General features: G+C 72.2%; 7 protein-coding genes. 3 read left to right on the top strand and 4 right to left on the bottom strand.

Annotation, left to right across the window (positions count from 1 at the left end):
• Nucleotides 1–249, bottom strand: a 249-nt coding sequence (locus D7X55_RS33995) for a hypothetical protein (protein WP_121725231.1), incomplete at its 3' end; no start/stop codon positions are given.
• Nucleotides 250–362: 113 nt separating this feature from the next.
• Between D7X55_RS33995 and D7X55_RS45570 the strand changes: the two genes are divergently transcribed.
• Genes D7X55_RS45570 through D7X55_RS34010 form a run of 3 tightly spaced genes read left to right on the top strand, consistent with a single transcriptional unit; the run spans nt 363 to nt 3857 of the window.
• Nucleotides 363–1427: a CFI-box-CTERM domain-containing protein gene (locus D7X55_RS45570; protein WP_121725228.1), complete on the top strand. Its 1065-nt coding sequence runs from the start codon at nt 363–365 to the stop codon at nt 1425–1427.
• Nucleotides 1424–2005 carry a redoxin domain-containing protein gene (locus D7X55_RS34005; RefSeq protein ID WP_199747278.1) on the top strand — a complete coding sequence of 194 codons (582 nt, stop codon included), beginning with the start codon at nt 1424–1426 and terminating at the stop codon, nt 2003–2005. Before D7X55_RS45570 ends, D7X55_RS34005 begins: the two co-directional genes overlap by 4 nt.
• Before the next feature lie 10 nt (nt 2006–2015).
• Nucleotides 2016–3857, top strand: coding sequence for a GNAT family N-acetyltransferase (locus tag D7X55_RS34010; RefSeq protein ID WP_121725229.1), 1842 nt, complete (start codon nt 2016–2018; stop codon nt 3855–3857).
• 3 nt (nt 3858–3860) lie between these two features.
• Here the strand turns inward: D7X55_RS34010 and trxA are convergent, their stop codons facing one another.
• From trxA to D7X55_RS34025, 3 genes are all read right to left on the bottom strand, one after another.
• Nucleotides 3861–4187, bottom strand: coding sequence for a thioredoxin (gene trxA / locus D7X55_RS34015; protein WP_120549629.1), 327 nt, complete (start codon nt 4185–4187; stop codon nt 3861–3863).
• Between the two features lie 106 nt (nt 4188–4293).
• Nucleotides 4294–5208, bottom strand: a complete 915-nt coding sequence (locus D7X55_RS34020) for a LysR family transcriptional regulator (RefSeq protein ID WP_120549628.1) — start codon at nt 5206–5208, stop codon at nt 4294–4296.
• A gap of 45 nt (nt 5209–5253) precedes the next feature.
• On the bottom strand, nt 5254–6155 hold a 902-nt coding region (locus D7X55_RS34025; protein WP_233610235.1), incomplete at its 5' end, for an Ig-like domain-containing protein.

Raw genomic sequence — 6155 nt, forward strand, 5'->3', positions numbered from 1 at the left:
GTCCTCGGCGGTGATGCGCTCGCGCGGGCCCGCCGCGTTGGCGGACTTCTGGGACACGGCGCCCTTCGCGCTGTCCACCACGTCCTCCACGCCGCCCTTCACCTTGTCCAGGGTGGAAGGGTTCACGGTGCGCTTCCAGGTGCGCTCCATGTGGTCCAGCGGGGTCCGGCCGTTCACGTTGCCCCGCGCCAGGAAGACGCCCAGACCCACCGCGCAGGTCGTCCAGACCAGGAACTTCAACACGCCCATGATTCACATCCTCCTACGTCGTCTTACATCGCCCCGGAGCCGATGGCGAGTTTCCTGACTGTCGCTTCCGGAGTCGCTGACAGGGGGCGTTGGGGCCCTTAAGGTCCACGGGCTTGCAGCCCGAAGAACTCATCAGGGCCGCCCAGACGCGGGCGGCGGGATTGGACGTGGGGCGGGGGGACGCGGCGCTGGAGCGCGTGCGGGCCTCCGCCTCGGCGTTGTTCGCGAAACTGCCGGAGCCCCCGGTGTACCGGCGGGCGGAGGACCCGTCCCGCAAGGCGGCCCAGGCCCTGCTGCCGGAGATGGAGCGGGTGCTGGCGGAGGCCTTCGCGGTGGCGCGGGAGCCGGCGGTGTCTCCGCTGGTGGACCGGCTGGTGGCGGCCCTGCGCGCGCACGCGGAGGCGCTGGTGCACACCGCGGACGGCCGGCTGGAGGCGGCGGAGCTGGCGTGGCGCAAGGCCCAGGAGCTGGAGCGCGCCGCGCACCCCACGCGTCAGATGGTGGGGCAGCCCTCGCGGCCGCCGCCGGTGTTCGACAAGGGCACGGGCCTGTCGCGCTACGACCCTCGCAACGCGGCCCAGGCGACGGTGAAGCTCGTGTGCCCCAACACGGGCTGCAAGCGCATGGGGGACTACGCGTTCATCCCGACGCACGCCTACCACCGCTTCGTCTGCCCGGCGTGCCGGGTGCCCTTCCTGGCCTACTTCGGAGAGCTGAAGGGGCTGGAGGTGGAGCACCGGCGCAGCTCCAAGCGCTACCGCTTCACGGTGGACGAGGTGGGCAGCGCCGTCACCACGCGCATCGACTTCGAGGAGGCCGGCGGGCAGGAGTTCCCGGCGGCCCGGCGCGACCTGTTGGCCTTCCTCTACACGGAGCAGCGGGAGCTGAAGGTCGTGGTGAACCTCACCAACGGCAAGCTGATGTGGGTGAGCCCCGCGTCGACGTGCTTCGTGGCGACGGCGGCGTTTGGCGAGGGCGCGCCGGAGCTGGTGGCCTTCCGGGCCTTCCGTGACGACGTGCTCAGGAAGAGCCGGCTCGGTCAGGGGTTCATCGACGGGTACTATCATTGGGGCCCTCCGCTGGCGGCGTGGGTGGTGCGCCGGCCTCGGGTGCGGGCCGGGGTGCGCTGGGCCCTGACGCGGGTGCACGGCCGCCTGACACGGAAGGAACGCGGATGACACAGCAGGCTGCTGGGACGGAAGGGACGCCGCCGCCGGGCGCGCGCGGGGACAAGGCCAAGACGGCGCTGGCGGTGGTGGCGGTGCTGGGGCTGGCCGCGCTGGCGTTCCTGGGCGTGCGCGAGGCGCAGCGGGCGCGGCTGGTGCCTGACGGAGTGTCGCCGCCGACCTTCCAGTTGACGAAGCACGAGGGTGGCTCGCTGGCGCTGTCGGACCTGAAGGGTCGGGTGGTGATGCTCGACTTCTGGGCGACGTGGTGCCCGCCCTGCCGCGAGGAGATGCCCTCCCTGGTGAAGCTGGCCAAGGAGTACGAGTCCCAGGGGCTCGTCTTCGTGGCGGCCAGCCGGGACGACGGCCCGACGGCGCCGCAGGAGGTGGACTACTTCCTCCAGCGCTTCCAGCCGGAGCTGCGCCCCTACGTGGTGTACGCGGACGACGACGTGGCGCGCGCCTTCCAGGTGAATGCGCTGCCCACGCTCTACTTCCTGGATCGGGACGGGAAGGTCATCGACGCGCAGCGCGGCATGCTGTCCGAGGACGGCCTTCGCCGCCGCATCGAGCGCGCGCTCAAGCGTTAGACTGGAGGGCATGACCCTCTACGACGCGGACACGGTCGACGCGTGCTCCTGGCCGGAGACGCCGCAGGCGCGGCTCGCACGCGACTACTTCGTCCCGGTGATGAAGCGCGGCAGCACCGCCTTCCTCTCCGACCGCACCACCCTGCGCCTGGTCGCGATGGACGACCTGCGCATCCCGCTGGCCATCAACGAAGCGGAGTACGGTAACTCGCCGCTGCACTCGCTGTGGGTGCGCTACATCGGCCTGCCGGTGCAGGCGGTGACGGCGGAGGCGTACGGCGCGGCGCGCGCGGTGGTGATGCGCGGGGCCATGCGCACGCTGGGGTCCATGCTGAAGGCGGCGCGCATCGACAAGGCCGTCTACGTGGACCACTGGCTGGTGCTGCGCAACCTGAGCGTGAGCCTGGATGAAGCGCAGGTGGAGCGCCTTACGGCCTTCCTGGTGGAGCGGTTCCCCGGCCACGCCATCGTGTTCCCCGCCATCAACCCGGCGAACGCGTCGCCCCTGCTCAACACGCTGGCCGCGCGGGACTACGGCTTTCTGTACGGCTCTCACACGCGCATGACGTTGCCCACGCAGGACGTCAGCCGGCAGGTGCGTGAGAACCGGCGCCGCGACGGGCGGCTCCTGGAGGCCGCGGGCTACCGCATCGTGGACGGACGGGAGCTGCCGGACTGCGCGCCCCGGCTGCGGGAGCTGTACCGGTCACTCAACGCGGACAAGTACCACTCCACGCTCGACTTCACGGAGGAGTTCTTCGCGTGGACGCTGCGCGAGGGCATCTTCCAGTACTGGCTCGCGGTGAAGGATGGACGCGTGGACGGCTTCTACGCCACGCACGTCAGCGACGACACGGTCTGGTCCCCGCTGTTCGGCTACGACCTGTCGCTGCCGCAGGACCTGGGCCTGTACCGGGGGCTCGTGCACCGGCTGATGCAGGACGCGCTGGAGGTGGGGCTCACCATCGAGCTGGGGCCGGGCGCGGATCCGTTCAAGAGCCTGCGCGGCTCGCAGCCGGTGCCCCGCTGGACGGCCTATTACGTGAAGCACCTGTCCGGCTTCCGGCAGTACGCGTGGCGCACGCTGCAGCGCTACGTGAACGGCGGGGTGCGGCCGGCCGCGAACGCCATGCTGAAGAAGATTGATGGCGACGCCGCCGTCGGCTTCGGTCCGCTGACGCTGCCCTTCACACCGCCCACGGGCCAGACACCGCGCGAAGCGGCCCGGGCAATGCGTGAGCAGGTGGACGCGCTGGAGGCGCAACTGGAGTCCGCGGCCCGGCTGGAGGGTGAGGCCCGGCTGCGCGCGCTGTCGCCGCTGTCGCAGACCCTGCACAACTGGCCGCAGCCCATGCCTCGCGTGGTGGCCCTGCGCGAGCGGCTGACGCGGCTGGAGCGGGAGGCGCGCCGCAAGCCCGAGCAGGCCGTGGCGCCCGCGACCGTGTCCCCCGAGGTCCAGGCCCGTCAGCTGCTCCAGGACGCGACGCGCTGGGGGTACACGACGCTCATCGCCGCGAACCTGGGCGAGGTCGCGGCCCCTCACCTCAAGGCGCTGGTGGAGGCGCTGCGGCGGGAGCTGGCCGGAATCGTGGGCGTGGTTCTCCTCGCCACGCGCGGCGACAAGGTGGTGCTGGCCACCATCGCGAGCGACGCGCTTCGCAGCGTGGGCATGGACGCGGGCCAGCTCATGGCCCAGGCGGCGCCTTGCGTCGAGGGCAAGGGCGGCGGCTCGCCGGAGGTGGCGTGGGGCGGCGGCTCGCGCGCGGACGGCATCGAAGCGGCGCTCAGCGCGACCCGGCGCTTCGTGGAGTCGCGCCTGGGCAACTGGACGCCGTCCGGTGGCGTGGGCTGAGCGTCAGAGCACCTGGCGCACGGCCTCCTCCAGCTTCGCCCTGGGCACGGCGCCCACGACCTGCTTCACCACCTTCCCACCCTTGAAGAAGAGCAGGGTGGGCATGGCGCGGATGCCGTACTGCTCGGGCGTGGCCGGGTGGTCGTCCACGTTGAGCTTGGCCATCTTCATCCGGCCTTTGTATTCGGTGGCCAGCGCGTCGATGACCGGGGCGATGACCCGGCACGGCGGGCACCAGGTGGCGGTGAAGTCCACCAGCACCGGCTCCTTCGACTCCAGCACCTCGCGTTGGAACTCCGCGTCTCCCAGCTCGATGACGTCGCCAGCCATGGGCCCATCCCCTGTGTGAAGGGCGCGAAGTCCGCGCCTCGTGCCCAGGGGATGTAACCGCGTGCGGCAGCGGGGACGAGCGCCCCGGGCGGGACGCATTGTTCCGTCAGGAGCCCTCTTCCCACGGGAGCGCGGCGCCGCGCGCGGACAGCAGCTGGAGGAAGGTCCGCACCTTGAGGGGCAGCTGCCGGCTGCTGGGATAGACGGCGTAGATGGGCAGGCCCGGGGGCGTGTCCGCCTCCAGCACGGGGATGAGCAGCCCCGCGCGCACGTCGTCCGCCACCAGCGAGGCCGCGAGCCGCACGATGCCCAGCCCCGCGCGCGCCGCCGCCTGTCCCGCTCGCTCGCTCGGCACGCGCAGGCGGCCCGTCACCGGCACGGTGCGCGCGGTACGTCCCTCGCCGAAGAACCACACCTCGTCGGTGCCGGACTCGGCCAGGAGGATGCACTCGTGGGCCGTCAGCGCTTCAGGCGTGCGGGGCGTGCCGTGGCGGCTGAGGTAGTGGGGGCTGGCGTAGTAGCCCGTGCGCACGCGCCCCAGCCTGCGCGCCACCAGCGACGAGTCCGCGAGCGGCCCGGTGCGCAGCGCCAGGTCGTAGTCCTCCGCGATGAGGTCCACGTGCGTCTGCGCGAGCGACACCTCCACGCGCAGCCGGGGCTCGTGCAAGAGCAGCTCCGCGATGACGGGCGTGAGCAGCTCGCCCAGCAGCGACAGGGTGGCGATGCGCAGCGTTCCCTGGGGCGTGCCGCGCGACTCGCTCAGCGCGGCGTTCACCTCGCGGGCCTCGGCGACCAGCCGCGCGCAGTGCGCGTGGTACTCGCGGCCCGCTTCCGTGAGGCGCAAGCGGCGCGTGTTGCGCTCGAGCAGCCGGATGCCCAGGCGCTCCTCCAGGGCGGCCAGCCTGCGGCTCACCGTGGACTTGCGCAGGCCCAGGCGCTCCGCCGCGGAGGTGATGCTGGCGGTCGCCACCACCTCCGCGAAGAGGACCATGTCGTCCAAGAGGGGCGGGTTCGCGGCCACGGACGGGGAGCCTATGCCCCGGCCGGAGCGCGCGCGAGCCCGCCGTCAGTCGTTGGCCGCGCCCGCGAGGATCCACGAGCGGACCAGGACGTTCAGGCCCGGATGCTGGTCGAAATACTCCGGCTTGTCCGCGGGCATCCGGTCCCCACAGTCCTTGCCCTCCATCTTCCGGATGAGCGCCGAGTGGTCCGGGTCTCCGGGAGTGACGCGCTGGAGCGTGCCGCCGCACGCCTTGGCGGTGACGTTGACCAGGCTCGCGTGGCTGGTGGCCGCCGCGAGGCTCAGGTTGCCGGCCTTGCCGTGGCAGCCCGTGCACTGCGCGGAGCTCCACAGGGTCTGGATGTCCGCGCCGTAGCGGGGCACCGACACGGGCAGGGTGAGGGTCCGCACCACGGGCGGGCCCACGCCGTCCGTGACGCTCACGGAGAAGGTGAAGTCGGTCTGCGCGGCCACGGCGGGCGAGTACCACTGCGCGCTCGCGCCATTCGTACCGCCCACCCAGGTGCCCCGGGCGCCGGGAGTGACCTGCGTCCACGCGTAGGTCAGCGGATCCCCGTCCGGGTCGCTCGCGGTGAGGGTGAAGGTGCCCGTCGCTCCGGCCACCAGCGACGTGGGCGCGGAGACGGTCGCGCTCACGGTGGGAGGCTGGTTGGTCTTGCGCACGGAGACGTCGATGGCGCCCTCGGCGGTGCCACCCCTGCCGTCACTCACCGTCACCTTCAGCGTGAAGCTCCGGGCGCTGTCCACGTCCGGCGCGGTCCACGAGGGCTGGGACGCGGAGGGGTCGTCGAAGGTGCCCGCTGGGGCGGCGGGCTCCTGCGTCCAGGTGTAGGTGAGTAAATCCCCGTCAGCATCCGAGGCCTCCAACGTCGTCGGAACGGGCGTGCCGGACGTCACACTCGAGGCCTGCACACTGGGGCCCGTGAGGGTGGGCGGCGTGTTGGGGG

Source organism: Corallococcus sp. AB049A (assembly GCF_003668885.1).
Taxonomy (GTDB): domain Bacteria; phylum Myxococcota; class Myxococcia; order Myxococcales; family Myxococcaceae; genus Corallococcus; species Corallococcus interemptor.

Excerpts from the sequence above, each read along its gene's own strand:
- D7X55_RS34005 (WP_199747278.1), top strand. The coding sequence starts at position 1,424 with ATGACACAGCAGGCTGCTGGGACGGAAGGGACGCCGCCGCCGGGCGCG.
- D7X55_RS34010 (WP_121725229.1), top strand. The coding sequence starts at position 2,016 with ATGACCCTCTACGACGCGGACACGGTCGACGCGTGCTCCTGGCCGGAG.
- trxA (WP_120549629.1), bottom strand. The coding sequence starts at position 4,187 with ATGGCTGGCGACGTCATCGAGCTGGGAGACGCGGAGTTCCAACGCGAG.